Raw genomic sequence first — 25,759 nt, 5'->3', positions numbered from 1 at the left:
TTCCGTGTCCCGTACAATTATGTTGATCCCTACTGGCACCAGCGTTGGTTTAACCAGTGTCAGCCTGGGTGTAATCCGCTCCATGGAGCAAAAAGGCGTTCGCCTGAGTGTCTTCAAACCTATCGCCCAGCCACGTAACAGCGGCTCCCAGGACAGAACCACAACGATCATCCGCTCCCACACCAGTATTCACGCTGCTGAACCACTGGCTATGGCTCATGTAGAATCCCTGCTGGCCACTAATAAAAAAGATGTGTTGATGGAAGAAATCGTGGCTAACTACCACGCTAACACCAAAGACGCTGAAGTGGTTTTGATCGAAGGTCTGGTTCCGACCCGCAAACATCCGTTTGCCCAGTCTCTGAACTATGAAATTGCCAAAACACTGAATGCAGAAATCGTGTTCGTCACTGCGCTGGGTACTCACACTCCAGAGCAATTAAAAGAGCAGATTGAACTGAGCCGTGCAGAATACGGCGGCAGCAAGAACAACAACATCATCGGTGTTATTGTCAATAAGCTGAATGCACCGGTTGATGACCAAGGTCGTACCCGTCCGGATCTGTCTGAAATCTTCGACGAAGCAACGAAAGCAACTGTTACTAATGTTGATCCGGCAACCGTATTCAAAAACAGCCCGCTGCCAATTCTCGGCTGCATTCCATGGAGTTTTGATCTGATCGCAACCCGTGCGATTGACATGGCAAAACACCTGAAAGCTGAGATCGTTAACGAAGGCGCTATCCAGACCCGTCGTATCAAATCTGTGACTTTCTGTGCTCGCAGCATCCCTAACATGCTGGAGTACTTCCGTCCGGGTTCCCTGCTGGTGACTTCCGCAGATCGTCCTGACGTTCTGATCACTGCTTGTCTGGCAGCGATGAACGGCATCGAAGTTGGCGCAGTTCTGCTGACCGGCGGCTACAAAATTGATGATTCTATTCGTGAACTGTGTGAGCGTGCATTCAATACTGGCCTGCCAGTTTTCACTGTGAACACTAACACCTGGCAGACTTCCCTGAACCTGCAAAGCTTCAGCCTGGAAGTTCCTGCGGATGACCACGAGCGTATTGAGAAACTGCAAAACTATGTTGCGCAGCATATCAGCAACGATTGGATCGATTCTCTGGCAGCGACTTCTGAACGTCCGAATCGCCTGTCACCACCGGCATTCCGCTACCAGTTGACCGAACTGGCGCGTCAGGCTGGCAAACGTGTTGTTCTGCCAGAAGGTGATGAACCACGTACCGTTAAAGCTGCGGCTATCTGTGCTGAGCGTGGCATTGCGGAATGTGTTCTGCTGGGTGATCCAGAAGAAATCCGCCGTGTTGCAGCGGCTCAGGGTGTTGAACTGGGTGCGGGTATTGAAATCGTTAACCCGGCAACTGTACGTGAACGTTATGTTCCACGTCTGGTTGAACTGCGTAAAAATAAAGGCATGACTGAAGTTGTAGCTCGCGAGCAACTGGAAGACAACGTTGTTCTCGGCACCATGATGCTGGAACAAAATGAAGTTGATGGTCTGGTTTCCGGTGCAGTTCATACAACGGCAAACACTATTCGTCCGCCATTGCAGTTAATCAAAACCGCGCCAAACAGCTCTCTGGTTTCTTCCGTGTTCTTTATGCTGCTGCCAGAACAAGTACTGGTTTACGGTGACTGCGCAATCAACCCGGATCCAACCGCAGAGCAACTATCTGAAATCGCCATTCAGTCCGCAGACTCTGCAAAAGCATTTGGTATCGATCCTCGCGTTGCCATGATCTCCTACTCCACCGGTAACTCTGGTGCGGGCAGTGATGTTGAGAAAGTTCGCGAAGCAACCCGTCTGGCGCAGGAAAAACGCCCTGATCTGATCATCGATGGTCCATTGCAGTACGATGCGGCAATCATGGCAGACGTAGCAAAATCCAAAGCACCAAACTCACCAGTTGCTGGTCAGGCTACCGTGTTCATCTTCCCGGATCTGAACACCGGTAACACCACTTATAAAGCGGTACAGCGCTCTGCGGATCTGGTTTCTATCGGACCAATGCTGCAAGGTATGCGTAAACCAGTTAACGACCTGTCCCGTGGCGCACTGGTTGATGACATCGTTTATACCGTTGCTCTGACTGCTATTCAGGCAACTCAGCAAGAAAACGCGTAATTTCCTGCCGCGTTATTCTTATCTGAACAATCCCGGCAATTTGCCGGGATTGTTTATAAAACCACAGCTACACATCCCCCTTCCAGTTCGCCATTATCCTGTTTCAGATAGTGATCATTGTCGATTAGCCATTTCACAACGCACATTTCATACCCACAAACCCTGATCACATACGTTCTGGCGCTCACTTAATCACCATAAAAAAAATTTGCATAGATATAGTTTTGCTGATTTATTATTTCTGCCAGCCACAACGCTTTTGAGCACAAATCATCTCATCAGGGTTCAGATTTTTCTGACATCTTTGATTTGTCTGTAAAGGCAAAAGGAAATAACGCTAACCATATAAAAATAAAGTGAAAATTTTAGTTTCGAAAACTATTTTGAATTGCTATTAGGAGAAATAGGTATGCCATACAATCACAACCGTACCTCTGAAAGTTCCTTAGCCATTACAAGTTCCGATCTGATTTCCTATCCTCTCAGCTCACCACAGCAGGCTATCTGGTTCGATCAAGTCAGCCAACCAGATCAATCCAACTACAATGTTGGTATTTTTATCTGTATTGAAGGCGTTCTGGACGAGACCCAGTTTATTCACGCCTTTGAAACGGTTGTTGAGCAGCATGATGCCCTACGTTTACAGCTCACTAATACCCATACTCTTCCGGTTCAGACAGTGGCTGATCATTGCACTGTATCCGTCCCCATCTATGATTTTTCATCGCATTCAGATGCAGAAACCAAAGCAAGGCAATATCTCGATACCCGATTTATGCAACCGTTTCATTTAAATGAAACGCTCTGGCATTCCGAATTATTCAAAGTGAGTCATACACGTCGATACTGGCAGTTTTGCTGTCACCACATAATCATTGATGGGATTGGAGCATTCATACTACTTGATGAGGTTATTGATCGTTATAACAGGCTAATGAAGGGAGAACCTCTGAACAAAGTTGCCCCTTCTTACCTTGATTTTATTACAGATGATCTGGCTTATCTGGCCTCACCAAACTACGCGGATGACCTGCAATTCTGGCTGGAACGCTATGAAAATCCGCCATCTCCTTTGCTCCCCCCGATGAAATCCAATCGCACGATGCAGTATGGAATGCAGCACAGTCAAACTGAACCTATTTTCTGGTCAATTGACCAGACACTTTTTAACCGTATCAAAAACATTGCCACCGAACAGAAATCGTCCTTCTTGTACATTATACATTCCGCTCTGGTGTGCTATTTTGCCCGGACAACGGATGTGAATGAAATCGTCATCGGGATGCCTATACACAACCGCAAAAATACCCGACAAAAACACACCATCGGGCTTTTTGCATCCGTGCTCCCGATAAAAGTGACCATTTCTCCGGAAGATACGTTCCGTGACATTATGAACAAAACAGCCGCGGAGGTGAAAAGTTGCTATAAACATCACCGTTTCCCGATTGCAGATCTTAACCGGCACATTCATATTCAGCAGAAAACAGAAATAACTCAATTATTCGATATCACCCTGTCACTCGAACCGTTTGAAGCCAATCTACATCTGGAAGGAGAGGACATCCGCGTTACCTGTGTTAATACACAAAATAGAAATCCTTACCCCCTTTCCGTCAGAATCAAGCAATTTATAGATACTGCGGCTCCCGAAGATACTTTTCAGTCTGCCACCATTGAGTTCAAATACTCTGGTGAATATCTGACTGCCACGGAAGTGACGGCTCTCCGCTCTCGTCTTGCTGTCCTGCTTGATGCAGCCCTGACTTCACCGGATACGCCGATAATCAATTTGCCTATTTTGCCCGAAGAAGAGCGACAAAAGGTGTTGGTGGACTTCAATGCCACACAGGCCGATTTCCCGCAATCCGCTCTTATCCAAACGCTCTTTGAACAACAGGTCATACTGGCACCGGAGGCGATTGCTGTCATCGGCGAAACACAGACGTTCAGCTATAACGAACTGAATCAACGCGCCAATCAACTGGCACATGCTCTGATTGCCTTGGGGGTTCAACCTGATGATCGGGTCGCCGTGTGTATCGAGCGCAGTCCGGCCTTCATCGTCTGCCTGTTGGGTATCCTGAAAGCTGGGGGGGCTTATGTGCCCCTTGATCCGGCTTATCCGACCGAACGGTTGGCGGATATACTGGACGATGCCGTTCCGGTCGTGTTACTGACTCAGGCCGCGCAGCGCGACAAACTGCCTGATACCGTGCCTGTATACACACTGGACGCTTCCGGAACTTTAGAGGCGGCCCCGGAACTGCCAACCCATAACCCGAATGCTCAGGCATGGGGGCTGACCTCACGCCATCTGGCTTACGTGATTTACACGTCCGGTTCAACGGGGCAACCCAAAGGCGTTATGGTTGAACACCGCAATGTGAATCATTTGGTGATCAACAGTAGTTATGCTGATATCGGAGCGGATGACTGCGTGGCACATTGCGCTAATATTGCGTTTGATGCCTCAACGTGGGAAATCTGGACGCCTCTGCTCAATGGCGGGCGTCTGTATGTGATTGCCCAATCCGTGCTGCTCAACCCCGAGCATTTCCGTGACACCTTGATCTGCGGGAAAGTCACGGCCCTGTGGTTAACGACCGGCTTGTTCAATGCTTATCGGGAAACGCTGATGCCGCTGTTCGGGCAACTACGCTATCTGCTGGTCGGCGGGGATGTCCTCGATCCGGGCAAAATACAGCGGGTGCAATTGGCTGAGTACCGGCCTGCTCATCTGATTAACGGCTACGGCCCGACAGAAACCACCACTTTTGCAACCACCTATGCGATAACATCGCCTGTTGATGTTGTATGTCCCATTCCGATTGGTTGCCCCATCGCCAACACTCAGATCTATATTCTTGATTCACATAGGCGACTGGTGCCGCTGGGGGTAACCGGTGAAATTTATATTGGCGGTGCCGGAGTGGCACGGGGTTATCTTAACCGCCCTGATCTGACCGCCGAGAATTTCCTGCCCGACCCGTTCTCCACTGAACCGAATGACCGACTGTACAAAACCGGCGACCTCGGGCGCTGGCTGCCGGATGGCAATATTGACTACCTTGGCCGCAATGATTTTCAGGTGAAACTGCGGGGTTTCCGCATTGAACCGGGAGAAATCGAAGCCAGCTTGATGCGATGCGAGGGAGTACGTGAGGCTGTTGTTATGCTTCGTGACAATGCCAGTGACAATAATGAAAGCTCCCAGAAACAACTGGTAGCTTACCTGCTGGCGCAGGACGGCGCTGAGCTCATTCCGGCGGAACTGTATGCGCAACTATCCCAGCGCCTTGCCGATTATATGCTGCCCGGTGCGTTTATTATCTTACAGTCTTTCCCGCTGACCCCTAACGGCAAACTTGACCGTCGGGCGCTTCCCGGCCCTGACCCCGCCGCGATAATCACACGTGATTATGTTGCGCCGGTGGGTGAGGTAGAAACTACACTGGCGGACATCTGGCAGGATTTATTGGGGCTGGAACGGGTCGGTCGTCACGATCATTTCTTTAGACTGGGCGGCCATTCGCTGATTGCCGTCAGCCTGATTGAACAACTGCGCAGCCAAGGGTATGCATTGGACGTACTCAGTATCTTTACTGCACCATTACTTATGGATATGGCGCAGGCAATACAGGTGCGACGAGGAGCGTCGGACAATCTTATTCCCCCCAATGGCATTCCTGACGGTTGCACAGCAATAACACCCGATATGTTGCCACTGGTGACGCTATCACAAAACGAAATTGATACCATTGTTGCCACTGTCACCGGCGGTGCGGCTAATGTGCAGGATATTTACCCGCTTTCCCCATTACAGGCCGGTATCCTGTTCCATCACCAGATGCAGGAAAACGGCGATGCGTATTTGTTAAGCTGCTTGCTGGCCTTTGATTCCGGTGAACGGCGGGAGGCTTTCCTTCAGGCCCTGCAACAAGTGATAGACCGCCATGATATCCTGCGGACTGCTTTCTGCTGGCAGAAATTGACCCAACCCGTTCAGGTGGTCTGGCGACAGGCCACCCTGAAAATAAATACTTTTATTGCTCCGGATGACGAACAGGATGTTTCATCTCAGTTACTGGCATATACCGATCCACACCAGCGGCGCCTCAATCTGAATCAGGCACCGCTTTTCTCTGCCGATATTGCTTATAATCCCCATAAGAACGAGTGGCTGCTGTCCCTGTGCTTCCACCATCTGGTCAGCGATCATACTACGCTAGGATTGATTATTGCGGAAATCAGGGAATTACTGTCCGTTCGTGGTAAAGAGCACCATCCTCTAACATTACCTCCCGCCCTGCCTTACCGTAATTTTATCGCTCAGATCCGCACTGTGCCGATTGAAAAACATCGGGACTATTTCCACCAACTGCTGGGAGATGTGGACGAACCAACTCTGCCCTTTAACTTATGCAATGTGCGGGGAAATCATGAAGGACTCAATAAGATAGAGAAAGCCAGACTAACACTGGATGATCAATTAACGCATCAGCTACGTGACTGCACCCGTCAACAGGGTGTCAGTACTGCCGTTCTGTTCCATATCGCATGGGCACAGGTTCTTGCGCAATGCAGCGGACGGGAAGATGTTATTTTCGGTACCGTTTTATTAGGGCGTTCATTACAAGGTGCAGGGGCTTCTCAGGTTCTTGGTATGTTTATTAACACGCTGCCAGTGCGCATTATGTTGCAGGAACGCACTGTACAAAAAGTGGTACAGGAGACTCATCTGCAACTCAGCAAATTGCTGGAACATGAACAGACTCCGCTGACGATTGCTCAGTATTGCAGTGGTATTCAGGCACCCCAACCCCTTTTCAACAGTCTGCTTAACTTCCGTCATAGCCCACGTAGCAATCAACTAGCCGAGTCGCCGGTATGGGAAGGTATTCAGATATTCAACAGTGAAGAACGTAGTAATTACCCGCTGTCATTGGATGTGGACGATTTCGAAGATGGTTTTGCGTTAACCGCACAATGCAATCACCAGATTAATCCGGCACGCATTAACGCTTATATGAATACTGCGTTGAAAACACTGGTGACAACATTGCAAAATATGCCGCAACAGAATATTCAATCCCTCAGTATTCTGCCACCGGCAGAACGCAGTCAGTTATTGGAAGAATTTAACAGTGCCAGAATTGACTGCCCACAGGATATGTTACTCCAACAGTTGTTTGAACAGCAGGCGACCCTCACACCGGATGTCATCGCACTGATTCACGCAGAGCCAATGAATCGAGAAGTTCAGCTCACCTACCGCGAACTGAACCAAAAAGCCAACCAGCTGGCTCATGCCCTGATTGATGCCGGTGTACGACCGGATGATCGTGTCGTGATTTGTGTCGAACGTGGTGTCGATATGGTGATTGGCTTGCTCGGTATTTTGAAAGCCGGCGCGGGTTATGTACCGCTGGATACGAATTACCCGACCGAGCTTCTGAACTATATTCTGTCAGACTGTACACCGACGTTATTACTGACCCAACAACACCTAAAAACCCGTTTATCTGCCGATATGCCGATATGGGTGCTGGATGATAACAGTCATACCGAATGTATGGCGCAACAACCGACATATAATCCGGATTCGCAGCAACTGGGGCTGGCACCACACCATCTGGCTTATATTATCTATACTTCCGGCTCCACTGGTCAGCCAAAAGGCGTGATGATTGAACATCACAATGTGGTTAACTTCATACACGTTCAACGCCAGATCAATGAACTAACACCAGCTGACCGCGTACTCCAGTTTACCTCCGTTGCATTCGACACCAGCGTATCAGATATCTTCGCCACACTCGCCACCGGTGCAACCTTAGTGATGTGCCCGTCAGAACTGCGTGTTCCGGATAATACTTTTGCCCGATTCCTGCAACAGCAGCAAATCACAGTCGCTGATTTACCAACGGCATTCTGGCATATGTGGGTACAGGAAATGGTCGCCGGACGTTGTGGCTTCAGCCCGTCTCTGCGGCTGGTGATTGTGGGTGGTGAAAAAGCTGAACTACGCCACCTGATGATCTGGCAGACATTGCCGGAAACCCAGTCATGCCACTGGATTAACTCTTACGGCCCGACGGAAACGACTGTTATTGCCACCGTATTGAAAGTTGATCGTCATTCTGCTTATACCGGAGAAACCCTGCCGATTGGTTATCCCATTGCCAATACGCAAATTTATATTCTGGATAATCATGGTAAACCCGTCCCAATGGGTGTTATGGGAGAACTCTATATCGGTGGAAGCGGCGTTGCCCGTGGTTACCTGAATCGCCCTGAACTGACCGCAGAGCGTTTTTTGCCTGATCCGTTTTCAACAGAAACCAAAGCCCGACTGTATAAAACCGGCGATTTAGGGCGCTGGTTACCCGATGGCAACATTGAATATCTGGGACGCAATGATTTTCAGATTAAACTACGTGGTTTTCGCATCGAACCGGGGGAAATTGAGGCTAAACTGACTCGCTATCCCGGAGTACGCGAGGCAGTTGTGGTCGCCCGTGAAGACCAGCACGGCGATAAACGCCTTGTAGCTTATTTGATTCCCGAACAGGGGATAGCTGAACCGGCGGCAAAACTGATACCAGCTGATCTCCGCCAGCAACTCTCCCAAGAGCTTGCCGATTATATGCTCCCCAGTGCGTTTGTTATCCTTGATGCCTTTCCGCTAACCGTCAACGGCAAACTAAATCTTCAGGCATTACCCACACCGGATCAGACAGCCTTTATAACCCACAATTACGAAGCACCTATGGATGCTCTGGAAACTACACTGGCTGAAATCTGGCAGACATTACTGGGTTTAGATCGTGTTGGTCGCTATGACAATTTTTTCGAACTGGGTGGTCACTCACTCAATGCAACACAGCTACTAGCACGTATGCATCAACAAGGCATGGAAATTCCTCTGACCACATTGTTTACTTGCCCGACATTGTGTGAACTGGCAATCGCCGTGCGTAAACAGACGATTACCCCTGCGTTCTCCCGCAATATCAATCCAGTCCCGCTAAGCCCTGAGGGAAGTTTGCCACCACTGTTTTTTGTACACGAACTTACTGGCAACCCGCTGGTTTATTCATCTCTGGCTGCCCTGCTTCCTCCTGAATTACCCATTTATGCGCTACAGGCGCTTGGTATTCATACACTCGCCGAACCACCAATATCTATTAACGCTCTGGCGGCCTGTCATATACAGGCTATTCGGCACGTACAGACTCACGGCCCTTATCGTCTTGCCGGATGGTCTCTGGGAGGCGTAATCGCCTATGAAATAGCCATGCAATTAATGCATGATGGTGAGGAAGTCACATTTTTGGGCATGATTGATTCGGGAAACATCAGTCGATATTCCACCCTGCCTGATAAATTAATGAATACGACACAACAACGTATCAACAGGATTATCAAATATCTGCAAATATCCATACCGGAGATTAATGATCATACGCTGGAAGTGCTTTATCAGTTTAATGATGTTGAACAGATCGTTAATCATTGTATAGACTGCCAATGGTTACCTACCTATTACACACGTGAAAATCTCTTCCTGCATATTGGTACGATTGAGTTTCTGGATCAGCTGAGCACAGATTATATTCCACAGGCGTCAGAGTTACCGATCCATCTTTATAAAGCGGAAAACTTTATTATTGATGGAGATGAATGGCACGGCTGGCAGGGCGTTGTGGCAAACTCTTCCACACTCCATCCTATCGGTGGCACACACTATTCGATTATGCGACAACCCCTGATTAACCAACTAGCCGACTCTGTCAATAGAATTCTGGTGCCTCGGAAACCGCAATAGCAATAAAAGTACTCAAGTCACATAACTAACGATGCAGTTATGTGACTTGGAAATCGACTTATTTATTATCAGGGATGTATACATTTCATCTTACAGGTTGCCTCATATTCTCTATTTCAGGTTTTATTAAAGAGAGAATATATACTGATATAAATATGACAGCATATTTCCCTGTGTTAAGGTAGCTAATGCTTTTAAAAATTAAAAACGCCATTTTCATTTTTTGAACACGGAATTTATGCACAAAAATCATATTATATGAATGTAAGAAACACAAAAAGGAACAGATATGTATGAGTATATAATCCAGAATTTTCACCATCTCCCTAAAGAAATACTCTCACCACTGACCGTACTCGATAATAGTAAAGAAGGTTATGGTGTAAATTTTGATGCTAATTGGCATAATCGTAGACGTATTACTCAAGAGCTCTATCCTGTTTTTAGCGCCCAGCATAAACCACTTATTCGTTTTTTATTGACACAGGAAATCGAGTGTTGTCGCCTCTATGAAGGTAGTCCTTACCTTATGAGAGCATTATCATATATGCTCCTAACTATGGCAGATATAGAAGATACTCTGTTATTCTACCGAACTAAATTTGGTACCAATTTTGACGCCAGATGTTCAATGGATATTGAGCCGATCTTTGGTGAAGACAAAGACAAAACAAAGGCCTATTTTACCGGGAAAAACCAGGATATAGTGGATATTATTGAACATTACGAACAATTCCCGTATTGGAGCAAGGCTGAATATATTAAGCACATACAAAACCATCAAATGATGGAACTCTGGCTATATGATGAAATTTAAGTATTTTTTCACTCATTATTCCATCGAGAGTTTACGAGACTATTTCATCGAATAGTGAAAACGGCAGGTATTTCTCAATCGGGTAAATTACTCGGCCATCCTTGATATTAACTAATTTAAAAAACCAAAATAATAATAAGGGGCTAATTGCCCCTGTGGATGCTTTTTACTTTGATTCATTTGTGAATTAGTAAAATAGCCTATAAATCAAATTAAAATCATGTAATACGTACACGACGCACAACAAATGCAGCCAGTATCGGAGCTATCGCAAAGACCGCAAACAGCCACACTGCGGCACTTTGAGCGCCGGCTAAACCACCCGGTTCAGAGAATCCGGCAATGTTTGCCACAATACCAGCAAGCGCGGAGCCGATTGCTGTCGCGTACAATTGCACGGTTGTGATCGAGGTCGATGCCAGATCTTCCTGACCGACAGGCGCACTCGTAAATACCTGTGTGAGCATATGCGGCCAGGCAGCGCCAATGCCAATACCAACCGCAGCAAGTGCAATACACATCAATATAATGCCGAAAGCCGGGCTGAACAGATATTGCGATGGCATGATGATTGCCAGCATGATAAGCGCAATTACAACCAGAATGGGGCCATGCCGAACCAACATCTGTGCAATCTGTGTGCTACGCCCGGAACTGAACAACGAACCAAGCGTCCAGCCTGCCGCCATCAATGCAGTCGCATAACCCGCTATTAATGGGCGATAACCATGAATGACCTGCAAAAAATAAGGTACAAATATCTCAGTTGTCATACCGATAACAAGCAGGCTCATACAGGCATAAATGGCGCCAAGAGGAGCACGAATATCATAAGCACCTGTCGGCAACAGTTTAATTTTCGATTTACGATCAAAGCGGGCAATCAATACCACAATCGCAAGACCAATAACGACACCAGCCATATTGATAAAAACCAACTTCGACAGACTTGCCACCGAAATAATAAGCACTGAGACCCCAAGTAGCAGGATCTTGCCAATTGCAGCCCGCTCTGTCTGCACCGCAGATTTTTGATAAATCGCCAACTGAACAAGCACAATCACAGCAAGTACAGCAGCAACCGGCAAAAGAGCAATAAATGCGAGACGCCATGTATCCCCGTTCGCAAAAATCCCACCGATGGCCGGACCACAAAGTGTTGCAATGCCCCACATACCAGACACCATCGCCATCGCTCGGGGCCATAATCGCTCATCAAATACGATACGAATAAGTGCGTAACTGAGAGCAAACAAAATCCCGCCACCAAAACCCTGTATAAAACGCCCAACAAGCATCCACTGCATATCTGTTGCTGCTGCGCATATCAGCGTTCCTACACAGAAAACGACAAGAGCCACAAGATAAGCAGCGCGAGGCCCGAAACGACTCAGCACATTTTTAGACAATGGCGCACCAATAATTGATGCGACCATGAATAAAGTTGTATTCCATGCATAATACTCAAGCCCGCCAATATCCCGAACAACCGATGGCAGGATTGTTGTAGCAATATAGATATTGATTGCATGTAATGCGACACCGCCTGCGAGTGCAATTGAGATCAGGCCGTTGCGGCCGGAAAGTAGTTCCCCCCAAGAAGGGGCAATATTAGAACTCATAAATTACCTCATCAGTTTTATACATGAAATTGCTCGTTTTGCGATCAAAGACATTAATCTATCATTCCAACAATTAATGGATCAATGGTGAAGATGAATTAATTATGCTATTTATATTGCACATCTCGATACTCGAACTTTTTGTTATCTGAAACGGTTGCTTATGAAAACAGTTGATCCTACTGCTCATGCTATTAATGAAATGGCTGATTTTGCTAAAACGCTCGGGCACTCACATCGACTAACCCTGCTTGAAGCCGTATTTAGGCGTGAAAGTTCAGTGGAATATTTAGCAGAAATATCCGGGCTATCCATTACCAATACTTCACAACATTTACAGCAATTGCGGCGTGCCGGATTCGTCCAGACCCGTCGTGAAGGCAAGCATGTTCTGTACAGAATTGGCGATGGACCGGTAGCAAACATACTTGTTGCTTTACGGGACTATCTCGCCTATCAGCAAACTGAGATCCAGCGTGTCGTTTCTGACAGCATTCGTTATCCGGAGCACTTCGAAGGTATTTCTATTGAAGAATTGCTCAGCAGGCAAGAAGAAGGTGTACTATTGCTGGATGTCCGCTCAGAAGAAGATTACGCCGCAGGGCATATTCCGGGAGCCATTAACATACCGACAGAAACCCTTGAACACCACCTTGAGGAGTTACCACGTAATCAGGATATTCTCGCTTACTGTGGCGGACGATACTGTGTACTCTCTGTTCAGGCTGTTTCATTACTGCGGTCGGAAGGATTTAAAGCGCTGCGAGTCGGAGAAGGTTTTCCGGGATGGCGGGCAGCAGGTTTGCGCGTAGAGGCTTTAGAACGCTGACTTTACCTTATATTCCGGCCAGATGATTCGGTGGAAAAAGCCATCTGGCTGGCTATTAAACATAAGATAATGCCGAGCGCTATAAATAGCATTTAAACAGATCTTTTGGCTCAATAAATCCTCAACATTATCAATCAATCAACTGCATCTATAACCCTTCTTTGCTGCTGCCGTTTTTTCCGCATACGCCATAAAACCTCGAGGATAACAAACCAGATTGGTGTGCCATATAAGGCAATACGCGTATCGTAATCAAAAATCATGATAACCACGGTAAAAGCGAAAAATATCAGAGTGCACCATGTCATCGGAATGCCCATCGGCATTTTATAGATGGACTTCTCATGTAAATCAGGGCGTTTTTTACGGTAAGCCAGATAAGCAAGCAATATCATACACCAGCTATAAACAACCATGATGGCGGCTACAGTGGAAACAATGGTAAATAGCTTCATTACATCGGGAACGATAAACAAGAGAAGTACACCACTTGCCATGCAGACAACAGAAAATATCAGGCTGAAAACAGGAATTGCACTATTTACTGAAAGTCGCCCGAACCAACTATGAGCCAATTTTTCAGTAGACAGGCCATATAACATACGGGTACAGGCATATAATCCGCTGTTTGCTGAAGACATCGCCGATGTCAGTGCCACAAAATTAATCACTGCGGCGGCAGCCGGTAATCCTGCCAGTGCAAATAGCGTAACGAACGGGCTGACTTCCGGAGAGATGTGAGGCCATGAAGTTACAGCAATAATGCACATCATGGAAAACACATAAAAGATAATAACGCGAATGGGAATACTGTTGATGGATTTCGGTAAAATCTTCTCCGGTTCTTTCGTCTCAGCGGTAACAGTGCCGACTAGTTCAATACCAGTAAAAGAGAAAATCGCAATCTGAAAACCGGCCAGAAAACCAAATACGCCATTGGGCAGGAAGACTTCCGGGTTAGTCAGATGGCGAACAGAAGCCGTGACCCCATTGGGTGATGTCCAGCCAATAGCAACCATACCCACGCCAACAATAATCAATGCAACTATCGCCACAACCTTAATCATGGCAAACCAGAATTCCGTCTCACCGAACAATCGGACTGAAAAAAAGTTACATAAACACATTAATCCAAGAATGAACAACGCGGTAAACCAGAGGGAAATATCAGGAAACCAATACTGAATATAGCCACCACAGACCACGACATCCGCAATACAGCTCACTACCCAGCTCATCCAATATGTCCAGCCGAGAAAATAACTGGCTTTTTCCCCAAGGTAATCAGCAACAAAATCAGCAAAGGTACGGTAATCCAAGTTGGAGAGTAACAACTCTCCCATCGCCCGCATCACCATAAAGGCAAAAAAGCCAATCAGCAGGTAAGTCAGAATGATAGAGGTACCTGATACAGCAATGGTTTTTCCTGTTCCCATGAATAGACCAGTCCCGATAGCGCCGCCAATGGCAATCAACTGGACATGACGTTTTCCTAATCCACGGTGAAGTTTCTGCGCACCTGCGGATTGCTCCGCAGGTGTTTTTACCGTATTCGTCATCATTAACCTCCAGGTTTTTCTTTTTATATGAATAGATATGGATTGATCAGGTTAATTGCTCCAATAACAGGCCTGCCCTCAGACCAATGGCAACGTTAGCATTAGGAAATAAAATAAAGTTTGCCGGAGAAGTAATTTTCCAGGATTGATTTTCCTGACTGGCAATTTCAAAACCGTCCGGCAGGGCTGTAAAGTTTTTTGTATCTTGCGGAATATGAAGCTGGAAACTGCTGTCCTGTTTGATTATTGAATCAACTGCCCGGTAACGTTTTATTTCCGGTTTTTGCCGTTTCACAGAAAATACGCCAGCAATCAGCTTCTGTAATGCTGCTGTAATATTGCTGAATTTAGCCAGATCGTTCTGCCCGAAAGAATAGACTTTGCCAACTTCCATCGTGCAACTGTCTACATTGAAATACTGGCTGGTAAATTGGCTGAATGTTCCGCCTTCACTTTTATGAAAAACCATCGCATCAATATCACTGCCTTCCAGCCATTGTAGAAGGTCAGGCGCATATTCACGCTGCTGGAAAGGCAGTAAGGCAAATTGTTCATGGCAGGAACCACGAATTGCTGTATGCAGGTCAAGATGCCAGCGGCGTGTTGATGCCATAACCGCAGGCTCCTGAAAAAACTGCTGTATCACAGATTCCAGCTCAACTGCCCGCTGTGTCTCATTTCCGGAAGGAAAATTCTGATACCTGCCACCAAACATGCGATTGAGATCGTTATGGATATAGCGCTTACTTTCACGCATGGCAGGCAAATTGCCGAAAATGAGCAGCAGGTTATGCTGCAACGACAGACTCCCCTGCACCAGTTGTGTTAATAGCTGGAGCAATATTTCAATCGGGGCCGTTTCATTACCATGAATTCCTGCGGAAATAATCAGCGTATCGCTTTTACTCTCTTGTGGGATCAGCTGTAATACACCATCTGCCAGCCATTTAGCGGTTAATGTAGACGGGAAACTCAGTGTACTTTCAAGCTTATTTTCAAGTAATGGGGAAAGTAAATCCATCAATCCTCCTGATTAGCGCTGAAATTCATAGATTGAACCGAGTCTGAGGATCTGGGTTAATTCATCCAGAGCGGAGCAGACTTCTGTCAGCAACTGTGGATCAGCCAGATCAGCGGTATATAAAGAATCTCGATAATGACGTTCAACCCAGTCAGTTAAGCTCAGATACAGATCCGGTGTCATAATCACTGCCGGATTAACCGCTGTCAGTTCTTTTTCTTGCATCGCCACCCGAAGACGCAGGCAGGCTGGCCCACCGCCATTACGCATACTTTCGCGCAAATCAAAGAAATGGAGTTGACTGATAGGGCTTTCACCCGTCGCAACCAGAGACTGTAGATAGGATGATACATTAGGGTTCTGTCGGCACTCTTCTGGTAAAATCAGCGCCATCCCACCCTCAGGCAAGCTTAATAACTGGCTGTTGAAAAGATAAGAACTGACTGCATCCTGCATGGATACCTTTGATGCAGGCACTTCAACAGGGATCAGGTTTTGCCCGAGGTGCGCCAGCTTTTCCTCAATTTCATTCAAGACTGACTGCTGATTTAAAAATGCTTGCTCATGATAAAAGAATACATTCCTGTTGCTGACCGCAATGACATCGTTATGGAAAACGCCGCTATCAATGGCGATAGGGTTCTGTTGAGCAAAAACAGTTTTCCTTTCATCTAGTTGATGTAAGCGTGCAATTGCTTCACTCGCTTCCAGTGTCTGACGGGCGGGATAACGCTCTGGTACCGGCCCGGCCCGGAAAGCACTGCGGCCATATACAAATAGCTGCACACCTGCTTCACCATATTCACCACAAAAACGGTTATGGTTTGCCGCGCCTTCATCTCCCCAGTCAGCATGTTGAGGTAATGGGGCATGGTGAACAAAGTAATTCGGATCTGAAAAAACAGCTTTTAACACCCGGGATGTCGTCACACTTTCCAGTGAACGATGCAGTTTGTTATTTAAGTTTGCCACCGTGAAGTGTACACGTTGGTCAGCACTGTCAGCAGAAGGGGATACCGTGGCTGCATTAGCTGTCCACATGGAAGAAGCTGAACTGAGATTGGATAACAGCAATGGGGAGTATTTTGCTGCTTTATTCAGCACCTGTGCATCATTTCCCGTAAACCCTAGCTGCCGTAAAGCAGATAAATCAGGCCGCTGTTGTGGAGGTAAAACCCCCTGCACTAATCCCATATCTGACAGTGCTTTCATCTTTGTTAACCCTTGTAAGGCCGCCTTACGAGGATTGGATTGCTGCCCGCGATGATTTATCGAGGCCTCATTGCCCATTGATAACCCGGCATAATGGTGGGTCATACCCACTAAACCATCAAAATTTGCTTCAATTCCCGACATAGTGACCTCTGTTCTCCCTGCTGTCCTTAGAAAACCAGCTGGTTTTGGAAACCGGCTGGTCAGAAAAAAGCTAACTGAAAAAATTAAGAGCGGAAAAAATCAAGCCCGGGGACGAATGTATCTGGCAGAGACAGTTTGTCCGTCACCAAAGATGCCATTGGCCATGCACAATAATCAGCAGCATAGTAAGCACTGGGGCGATGATTGCCTGATGCTCCAACCCCACCAAAAGGTGCTTTACTGGAAGCGCCGGTCAGTGGTTTATTCCAGTTCACAATCCCGGCTCTTGCTTCTTCCTGTAATCGAAGGAAAAGGCTTTCATCAGGTGAAATCAACCCTGTCGCCAGACCGAAACGGGTATCATTGGCGATGGAAATCGCTTCCTCAAAGGTGTCATAACGCTGCAAGGTCAGCAGAGGGCCGAAATACTCTTCATCAGGAACCTGACTAACGCCTGTCAGTTCAATAATGCCGGGAGTCATAAAGGTTGAATGCGGATCCGGTTGTGTGAGTGTCAGCAGGGCCTTGCCGCCCAGTGCCAGCAACCCTGATTGAGCATTCAGCAGACTTTCTGCTGCTGCCAAAGAGATAACACCGCCCATAAAAGGCTGAGGTTCAGCATCCCAGCGGGACGGAACTATCTGACGAGCCGCTTCAGTCAGCCGTTGAATCAGGGCATCGCCCTTCTCACCCTGTTTTACCAACAACCGGCGGGCACAAGTACAGCGCTGACCCGCGGAAATAAAAGCAGACTGGATAATGGTATAAACTGCCGCATCAAGATCATCATAATCATCAACAATCAGGGCATTATTCCCCCCCAGCTCCAGTGCCAGCATTTTTTCCGGCTGACCAGCCAACAGACGGTGGAAGTGAAAACCGGTTGTTGCACTACCCGTAAACAGAACTCCGTCGATTTCCCGGCAATCCAGTAACGCACCACCGGTTTCCCTGCCCCCCTGAACGAGGTTCAAAACTCCCGCAGGTAATCCGGCTTTGATCCATAACTCCACGGTTTTTTCTGCTGTGATCGGCGTTAATTCACTTGGCTTAAAGATTAATGTGTTACCAGCAATCAAAGCGGGAACAATATGGCCGTTAGGTAAATGACCGGGGAAATTATAAGGCCCAAAAATAGCCATCACGCCATGAGGACGATGCTGTAATATTGCCTTTCCATCCGGCATGGCGGTTTCTGAATAACCTGTCCGTTGCTGCCATGCCTCAATAGAAATAGCAACTTTACCAATCATAGACTGAACTTCTGTCCGGGTTTCCCACAATGGTTTGCTGGTTTCTTCACTTATCACACGGGCAATTGTTTCTTTTTCCTGTGCCAGTAAATCAGCGAATGCCTGAACAATGGCAATACGTTTTTCAACTGCCAGCTTTGCCCAGTCTGAAAATGCCCTGCGTGCAGCCAGACCAGCCTCTTCCACTTGCTTAACAGAAGCACTGCGGGCCTGCCACAGAATTTGCTGATCAATAGGCGAATGTTTAACTACCTGTACACCCTGCCCGGTTACCCACTTACCATCAATGTAATTTGCCTGATCACTCATTGTGAAGTTTCCTCGGAAAAAAGAGCAGCACAGCGAACTAAATCCACTTCCTCTACCTGAAGTGCTTCCATTTCTGCGCCAGTCAGGTGCAGTTCATCACTATCAATAGCGTCAGAGATATTCAGCAGCAACGCTTTAAAATCCTGAAAATGTAGGTTAGAAACAATGCATAGCCTGCCATCACTTTGTCTGGAGGCATTCTCTTTTCTTTTAACAGACACTAGCCGGCTGGCTTTTACGGTTCGCACATCATCGATCTCAGCCTGCAAAATAGCGCCAGCATCAAAAATATCGACCATACCGTGGTAGGAAAAACCTTCTTTTTCCAGAATCGCGCGGGCCGGCACTGTATTCTCATGTACCTGCCCGATAGCCCGCTGTGCCTCTTCCGGCAACAAAGGAACATAAATCGGATGGAACGGCATGAGTTCAGCAATAAATGTTTTGGTGCCAATGCCTGTCAGATAATCAGCCTGCGCAAACGGGACGTTGAAAAAGTGCTGCCCAAGTGCATTCCAGAATGGTGATTCGCCCTGTTCATTAACTACTCCGCGCATTTCCGCAAAAATAGTTTTCGGAAAAAGATGGCGAAACGCTGAAATAAATAAAAAGCGGCTTCTGGAAAGAAAAATACCATTGCGCCCCCCATGATAAGCCGGGTCAAGGAACAGGGTGCACAACTCACTGTATCCGGTGTGATCCTGCCCTACAATCAAAGTCTCAAACGAATTATAAATTCCCAATTCACGGGATGAGCGCACCGATTTATGAACACGGTAATTGTAGAAAGGCTCCTCCAGCCCAACCGCAACCTCCAGCGCACTCACCCCAACAACACGATGCTTTTCCGTGTCTTCCAGAGTAAACAAGAATCCCTGTTGTGAACGCTCGCGCCCATCGTGGAATGAATCAATGCTGCGTGAAATCCGGGCTGCCAGATATTCCTGATTATTTGGCAACGACGTCAAACCCACTCCAGCGCGAGACGAGAGATCGAGGATATCCCCCAAATCTTTATGTTGAACGGATCTAAATAGCATCATGATATCACCTCAAAAACTGCGTTTATTCCTGAACAAATCGCTTGAGGGCATTTTCAAGCCGGGCAAAACCGTCGTTGATATCCTGTTGTTCAATATTTAATGCCGGAGCAAAACGCAGTACATTCGGCCCTGCAATCAGCGCGATTAACCCTTCTTCCGCAGCAAAATTGGTTAATGTTTTCGCTTTACCCTGATATTTGTCCGCCAGTTCTGCGCCCAGCAATAATCCTTTACCACGTATTTCACTAAACACGTGGTAACGCTGGTTCAAATCAGTCATATGCCGGATGAATTCCTGATGGCGCTCCTGTACACCTGCCAAAAACGCCTTCTGGTTCACTATGTTCAGCACTTTATGAGCAACTGCACTTGCCAGTGGGTTACCACCGAATGTCGTGCCATGTGAACCCGGCTGGAATACTTCTGCAACATGCTGTTTAACCAGCATCGCTCCGATTGGGAACCCACCGCCCAATCCTTTTGCACTGGTCAGTATATCCGGCTCAATTCCCGTTTCTTCATAGGCATACAGATACCCCGTGCGGCCAATTCCGGTCTGTATTTCGTCATAAATCAGCAATGCCTGATATTGATCACACAGCTCTCTTAACGCCTTCAGAAAATCTGGCGTTGCCGGGATAACACCACCTTCGCCGATAATGGGTTCAACAATGACGGCACAGGTTTTATCAGAAATATGTGCTTTAATGGCTTCAATATCGTTATAAGGGAGATGAGTGATTTGTTGTGGAAGAGGAGCAAAATCTTGTGAATATTTAGGTTGTCCACCTACTGTCACTGTAAATAATGTTCTTCCGTGAAAAGAGTTTTCAAATGAGATAATTTCGCTTTTATGGCTGCCATGTTTATCTAAAGCATATTTTCTGGCAATTTTCAGCGCAGCTTCATTTGCTTCAGCACCAGAGTTACAGAAAAAAACCTTATCGGAAAAGGTATTCTCGACTAAATCTTTTGCCAGCTTTAAGACCGGTTCATTAGTGTAACCATTACCAATATGCCAGAGGTTTTCCATTTGATTGTTTAATGTTTCTTTTAATTCATTATTAGCATGTCCTAATGCGTTAACAGCAATACCTCCAGCAAAATCAACGTATTCTTTTTCATCCTGATCCCATACTCTGGAGCCTTTAGCTCTGACAGGAATAAACGGAGCTGGTGCGAAACAAGGAACCATATACTGTTCAAACCAACTTCTCTGAATTTCTTTCGTCATTTGTTTTACCTCGAATAATTAACAAGAAAGGTGGTAATAGGCGTGTATTTAAAGAGTCTTTTAAATTAATGGATATGCTCATATTTTCCATTAATTATTTCTATTAATTTTTAGTTTTATTCATTCATTGAATCAATGCTTTTCTGAAACTTAAAATTAATCTTTCAACACCTTTCATTGCCAGACCTGATTAACAATTAATCGCATCATCTCTTTGATTTTTAACAAAGTCAACACAACGTAATCACAATGAATTTACTTTTTTGATGTTTTTCACAATTTATAAAAATGATTTTTTATTCAGTTTATGCATAAACATTGCATAAAAAATAAATAAAAGGAGGTATATAATTAGGCAGAGCGAAAAACATCCGTGTTTTGCTCGGTAATTATTCATTTATTGAAGGTACATTTTACAATCAGGTATATTAAAAAATATTTGCAAATACGAATTTTTACAAAAAAATAAATATAATAATTTAAAATCAATCACTTGAATTGATTAAATCTCAGGTATTATCATGACTATTCAGATAAACTGGCCTGATGATAGTTCAACAACTTCCGGTTACATGAATGATCTTCTGGTTAATCAACTAAATAAAGGAAATGTACTTTCTCAGAGAACTGAAACAGAAAAAGTGCAGAAGAATATTGGTACTTCTGCACTGAGTCGAGTCATTGCCTGAGCATTGCGTACATCATGGGACCATTGAAAGGAAGCGGATATTCAGCTGTGACTTCAAACCCCAGCCGCTCATAAATTCTGACGTTTTTTTCATCCGAGGTTTCAAGAAACACCGGAAAACCTTCACGTTCAGCTCTCTCGAGTCCGGGATCAATAACCGCACGACTCAGTCCCTTTCCCTGAAAGTCAGGATCTACGGCGACTACCCCCAAAAACCAGCACGGAAAATCAGGGCGTTCTTTCGCCATAATTGCTTCAGATGCCTGCATTATGTTCGCTCTTTCTCCTGCGATCTTTTCAAATTCAACGGACAGCGGAACAAAAACAGACGCTGCATCTTCAATACCGGGAGCCGTCCAAATAGACACAGCCGTTCCATCATCAGTAGCCTACACATGCCCTACTGCCATACCGACTTTTCGAAGAAAGGTCTCCAGATAACGCTGTACTCTCTGCTGGTGACTGTCCTCAGCCAGAAAATGCCGCATCAAAGAATATCCATCAAAAGCACGTGTCAATGTTTGTATGCAACGCGTTAGTTGTATTTCTGATATTTCTTTAGACTCACAGACGCTCATGTTTTCGCTCCTTTATCTTATTAATACCCAATTAATTCTCGGATATATTCAGTTCAGAATGGCAAAATACATCTTTTAACAGCGATAAAATTACTCAACAAACCATCATGCATCAATTAGATATATTTATCCAATTAACGCAATAATAATTCAAGTGAATTGAAAGCATCTCTCAATCAGGATAAAAATCCAAAAACAAAACAATTCACTTATAAAAATACAAAATGAAAATAACAAGCAGCAACAGTGAAGTTTTTTTATCTGATAATGATGTTAATTACACGAAAAAAATCACATTGCATTCAGAATATTCTTAACAATTGAAGAGATAGAAAAGGAAATCATCATATACCATATTACTGGTTTTAAATATCATCAAGCATAATTTATTGGAAATAATATTAAGAATATACATAAACAAAAAACAGGTCAGTTTAACAATAGTTTAGACATCCCAGGTAAAATATATAACTCTGTTTATTTCTTGCGGGATAAACTTTTCCGACTATATATTAATATTCAGCATATTTATTTACCTTCTTTTGGTTTTCCTTTTGTATGTAACCCAAACACCCTTAAATATCAGGTAAAAAAATGCAGCAAACAAACTTATCTATCTGGCGTTATTTAATATCACGGGATGTGATGCTCAACATGATTATACCGATTATTCTGTATCATGTTGCTTTCTCTGTAGGCGGTGTTGGTACTGCCTTGCTGCTGACAACAATATATTCAGTTATTCTCAGGATTATCAGTAAAACACAAAGTATTTGGGTAGTAATCGCTCTGTTGTTAGTATCAGGACTAAGTCATTATCTTTATATACACGGATATACCCTGTTTGATAAAAAACTTGAGGAAGTTTTTGGTTCAATTAGCAGTGCTGCATCACTGGTTGCAGTCTTCTGTTTTTATTCACTAATAGGAAAACCGGCTGCAAAAACAATGGCGGAGCAAGCCATGCCGGGATTAAAAACTATCTCAGTTTATGGCAAGCCCATCTATGACAGAGTATGGCACGAAGTTTCTATCGCCTGGATTTTGGTCTACCTGTCAAAAGCAGTCGGGCTTTATATTCTTGCAAATCGAGCCGGGTTTCCCATTGATACCGTAATTACTTTTTGCGGAACACCACTGACCATACTGATGATCCTATTTAGTTTCTATTGGCCCCGATACCGCTGGCGCTCGTATCGTAAGAAACAGGAACGCAATAAATCAGAATAGCGATATTCCTGTTACTTTTTTTCGCGGAAAACAAAAGCTAGCCCTGTGATTATCGCTACCATTCCAATCATACTTAACGTAGAGAGTGCATTACCTAAAAACAAATAATCCATTAATGCGGTAACACACGGCACAAGATAAAACAGGCTAGTGACGTTAACTAAATTGCCTGCATTAATAAGCCGATAAAGTAATAACTGTGCTGCTACAGAAATAACTAACCCAAGCCATAAAACAGAGACAATAAAACCAGTGGTGAATTCAATATGAAAAGGTTTAAAAGGAACAAACAATAAGCATGCGATTAAACTTACACCATATTGCAAAGGCAGAACTTCTGAAGGCGACTGCTGAATTTGCTTCTGAAAAATAGCGCCTAAACTCATACAACCTAATGCTGACAAAGCAAAAAACGTACCTAGAAAAGAAAAATTAGTCATTACCAGCCCCTGGAAAACAACTAATATCAATCCCATTAAAGATAAGAACAGACCCAGTAAACGGCGAACGGAAAAATGTTTTTCTATCACCAACAGAGTAATAATAGGCTGAATCCCCATGACTGTTGCTAGAATTCCGGGGGTAATGCCATGCTCTAATGCAAGAAAATAAAAAATAGCATATCCGGCAATCATTAATAAGCCAGTACCCGCAACTTTTCCGATACTTCCTGACGCCGGTAAGTAATGTTTTCTGAACACACAGAGTAACAAAAGGCATAGAAAAGCGATGGCAAAACGTACCGTCAAAATGGCAAAGGAAGAACTATAATCCAACCCCCAGCGAGAAAAGATAGCGCCACTGCTCCACAATAAGACAAAAAGAGAAGTTGAACCGTAGGTTCTCCAAATATTTTTGGAGTTCATATCAAATACACCTATTATCCTGTCTAAAGGACTAATAAGTAGCATTTAATTAAGCATTTGTCATCAATCTTCAGATATTCATTCAGTTGCGTAAATTCATATTTTTCTCACTCTGTAACCTTTTGGCTAAAAACATTTTTTCAATGTAATCGACAATAATATCACTCGCATTATGTTCAAAGATATCCCGGGAAAAATGAGCGTTAATTTTCTCTTTCGAGAGAAACTGGTCAATCATCTCCAGAGCGCGCTTTCTTTCTATAGGACGATTAATAAATAAATCGATGCATTTATCAGTTAACGCTAGCCCCTCTCTCTCTGATAAGTAAGCGGGGAGCTCAGGGTATCCATATTCCGGCTGCCACAGAAAACCATACTCAGGGGGATAATAATGTTGAAGATATATTTCTAACTGTAATTGCTGGCTATAATTTTGTGGAGGCAAGAAAAAAACATCTTTATTAAGCGTAACACATTCATAAAATGTGGTAAGCCCTGCATTCGATAATACCTTACGGGCCCGCCGTAATTTTTTCAGAAAATCCTGTCTTGAAAAACAATCAACATGGATATGAGGATGTGTTTCAGCGAGTATATTTTTCAGATTTCCGATTGTTCTTCCTCCACCTGCAATCGTAATATTTTTTTCATTTTTCAGATTGGGAATAGAGAGCAATTCCTGAAGAAAATGGTAGTAAAAATCAGTTGTCTCGCTGTAAACCGTGTCAATACCACCAAGGGTAATTAATACACCATCTAATGGATGATCATCCATTAAACACTGTTGCAAAGAATCAGAAAGAATGGGAGGTATAACTTGATAATCACCAAGTTTATCACTGAATTTGGCAATATTTCGTTCTATTCCATGAAAGTCCTGAATGAACGTTTTTTCAGTTTGGCGCAGATCAGCGTGGAGATTACTCCACATCCAGAATAGGGTATCGATATAGACAATGGGTGTACCCAGTTGCGAAACAAAATTGATCGAGCCGGGATTGGTATTGTTAATGTAAAGACTGGCTCCTGAAATCAGCTCCGAATAACGTGAAAGCTCGGTAACAGAAGTCGTATCACACTCATAAATAATATCAAATAAATTCGATTTTTCGCCTAATTGAGAAGAGGTGAGTGTACCTAATAAAATTAACTTAGCATCCGCTATCAATTTATTTCGATGCTTTAACTGTTCCACAACATTTAATGTTGTCGATATCGGACCAAAACAGAATGGTTCTGCGTCAAAAATAATATACGGAATATTTTTTAACATATTATATATCTCACAAGATAATATTTATATTTCCTATATCAAATAGCTTTCCATATAACTTTTCATATAAAAAAACAAAAACCCAGCCAGAGTAGAATATT

At 44.8% G+C, this 25,759-nt stretch carries 18 protein-coding genes; 6 read left to right on the top strand and 12 right to left on the bottom strand.

Going from position 1 to position 25,759, the window contains the following annotated elements:
- Window positions 1-4 precede the first annotated feature (4 nt).
- Window positions 5-2,149 (top strand): phosphate acetyltransferase, encoded by a 2,145-nt coding sequence (gene pta, locus AACS90_RS19070; RefSeq protein WP_099121146.1) that lies wholly within the window; start codon window positions 5-7, stop codon window positions 2,147-2,149.
- 53 nt (window positions 2,150-2,202) lie between these two features.
- On the opposite strand, the gene AACS90_RS19065 is transcribed toward pta, so the two are convergent.
- Entirely contained in the window at window positions 2,203-2,337 is a 135-nt protein-coding gene (locus AACS90_RS19065) for a hypothetical protein (RefSeq protein WP_255712258.1), read from the bottom strand.
- 221 nt (window positions 2,338-2,558) lie between these two features.
- Here AACS90_RS19065 and AACS90_RS19060 point away from each other — a divergent pair, with 221 nt between their 5' ends.
- Window positions 2,559-9,980, top strand: coding sequence for an amino acid adenylation domain-containing protein (locus AACS90_RS19060; protein WP_099121145.1), 7,422 nt, complete (start codon window positions 2,559-2,561; stop codon window positions 9,978-9,980).
- Window positions 9,981-10,269: 289 nt separating this feature from the next.
- Entirely contained in the window at window positions 10,270-10,797 is a 528-nt protein-coding gene (locus AACS90_RS19055; protein ID WP_099121144.1) for a hypothetical protein, read from the top strand.
- A gap of 218 nt (window positions 10,798-11,015) precedes the next feature.
- Here the strand turns inward: AACS90_RS19055 and AACS90_RS19050 are convergent, their stop codons facing one another.
- A complete protein-coding gene (locus tag AACS90_RS19050) occupies window positions 11,016-12,419 on the bottom strand; it encodes an MFS transporter (protein WP_099121143.1) in 1,404 nt (467 codons plus the stop codon).
- Window positions 12,420-12,582: 163 nt separating this feature from the next.
- Here AACS90_RS19050 and AACS90_RS19045 point away from each other — a divergent pair, with 163 nt between their 5' ends.
- Window positions 12,583-13,248: an ArsR/SmtB family transcription factor gene (locus AACS90_RS19045; RefSeq protein WP_099121142.1), complete on the top strand. Its 666-nt coding sequence runs from the start codon at window positions 12,583-12,585 to the stop codon at window positions 13,246-13,248.
- A gap of 134 nt (window positions 13,249-13,382) precedes the next feature.
- On the opposite strand, the gene AACS90_RS19040 is transcribed toward AACS90_RS19045, so the two are convergent.
- From AACS90_RS19040 to AACS90_RS19015, 6 genes are all read right to left on the bottom strand, one after another.
- The gene (locus AACS90_RS19040; RefSeq protein WP_099121141.1) at window positions 13,383-14,807 is read right to left on the bottom strand and encodes an amino acid permease; all 1,425 of its coding nucleotides are present in this window, start codon (window positions 14,805-14,807) and stop codon (window positions 13,383-13,385) included.
- Between the two features lie 46 nt (window positions 14,808-14,853).
- Window positions 14,854-15,828, bottom strand: a complete 975-nt coding sequence (gene astE / locus AACS90_RS19035) for a succinylglutamate desuccinylase (protein ID WP_099121140.1) — start codon at window positions 15,826-15,828, stop codon at window positions 14,854-14,856.
- 12 nt (window positions 15,829-15,840) lie between these two features.
- Window positions 15,841-17,184 (bottom strand): N-succinylarginine dihydrolase, encoded by a 1,344-nt coding sequence (astB, locus tag AACS90_RS19030; protein WP_099121139.1) that lies wholly within the window; start codon window positions 17,182-17,184, stop codon window positions 15,841-15,843.
- Window positions 17,185-17,267: 83 nt separating this feature from the next.
- Window positions 17,268-18,746: a succinylglutamate-semialdehyde dehydrogenase gene (gene astD / locus AACS90_RS19025; RefSeq protein ID WP_099121138.1), complete on the bottom strand. Its 1,479-nt coding sequence runs from the start codon at window positions 18,744-18,746 to the stop codon at window positions 17,268-17,270.
- The gene (gene astA, locus AACS90_RS19020; protein WP_099121137.1) at window positions 18,743-19,789 is read right to left on the bottom strand and encodes an arginine N-succinyltransferase; all 1,047 of its coding nucleotides are present in this window, start codon (window positions 19,787-19,789) and stop codon (window positions 18,743-18,745) included. The genes astD and astA overlap by 4 nt, the downstream gene beginning before the upstream one ends.
- A 22-nt stretch (window positions 19,790-19,811) precedes the next feature.
- Entirely contained in the window at window positions 19,812-21,023 is a 1,212-nt protein-coding gene (locus AACS90_RS19015) for an aspartate aminotransferase family protein (RefSeq protein ID WP_099121136.1), read from the bottom strand.
- A 521-nt stretch (window positions 21,024-21,544) separates the two neighbouring features.
- On the opposite strand from AACS90_RS19015, the gene AACS90_RS19010 reads away from it, so the two are divergent.
- Window positions 21,545-21,712, top strand: a complete 168-nt coding sequence (locus AACS90_RS19010) for a hypothetical protein (protein ID WP_193757148.1) — start codon at window positions 21,545-21,547, stop codon at window positions 21,710-21,712.
- Here AACS90_RS19010 and AACS90_RS19005 read toward each other — a convergent pair.
- Both AACS90_RS19005 and AACS90_RS19000 read right to left on the bottom strand, forming a co-directional pair.
- Window positions 21,702-22,079 (bottom strand): GNAT family N-acetyltransferase, encoded by a 378-nt coding sequence (locus AACS90_RS19005; protein WP_241538194.1) that lies wholly within the window; start codon window positions 22,077-22,079, stop codon window positions 21,702-21,704. The genes AACS90_RS19010 and AACS90_RS19005 overlap by 11 nt on opposite strands.
- Window positions 22,080-22,100: 21 nt before the next feature.
- A complete protein-coding gene (locus tag AACS90_RS19000; RefSeq protein WP_241538193.1) occupies window positions 22,101-22,289 on the bottom strand; it encodes a hypothetical protein in 189 nt (62 codons plus the stop codon).
- Between the two features lie 594 nt (window positions 22,290-22,883).
- Here AACS90_RS19000 and AACS90_RS18995 point away from each other — a divergent pair.
- Window positions 22,884-23,519: a hypothetical protein gene (locus AACS90_RS18995; protein ID WP_099121135.1), complete on the top strand. Its 636-nt coding sequence runs from the start codon at window positions 22,884-22,886 to the stop codon at window positions 23,517-23,519.
- A gap of 11 nt (window positions 23,520-23,530) precedes the next feature.
- On the opposite strand, the gene AACS90_RS18990 is transcribed toward AACS90_RS18995, so the two are convergent.
- Together AACS90_RS18990 and AACS90_RS18985 are read right to left on the bottom strand one after the other, a co-directional pair.
- Window positions 23,531-24,385, bottom strand: coding sequence for a DMT family transporter (locus AACS90_RS18990; protein ID WP_099121134.1), 855 nt, complete (start codon window positions 24,383-24,385; stop codon window positions 23,531-23,533).
- An 82-nt stretch (window positions 24,386-24,467) separates the two neighbouring features.
- A complete protein-coding gene (locus AACS90_RS18985) occupies window positions 24,468-25,658 on the bottom strand; it encodes a hypothetical protein (RefSeq protein WP_099121133.1) in 1,191 nt (396 codons plus the stop codon).
- Between the last annotated feature and the right edge of the window lie 101 nt (window positions 25,659-25,759).

The organism is Xenorhabdus sp. KK7.4, from assembly GCF_963876465.1.
Taxonomy (GTDB): Bacteria; Pseudomonadota; Gammaproteobacteria; order Enterobacterales; family Enterobacteriaceae; genus Xenorhabdus; species Xenorhabdus stockiae.
Note: the sequence above shows the minus strand (reverse complement) of the source record. Positions and strands in the feature narration are given on the sequence as shown.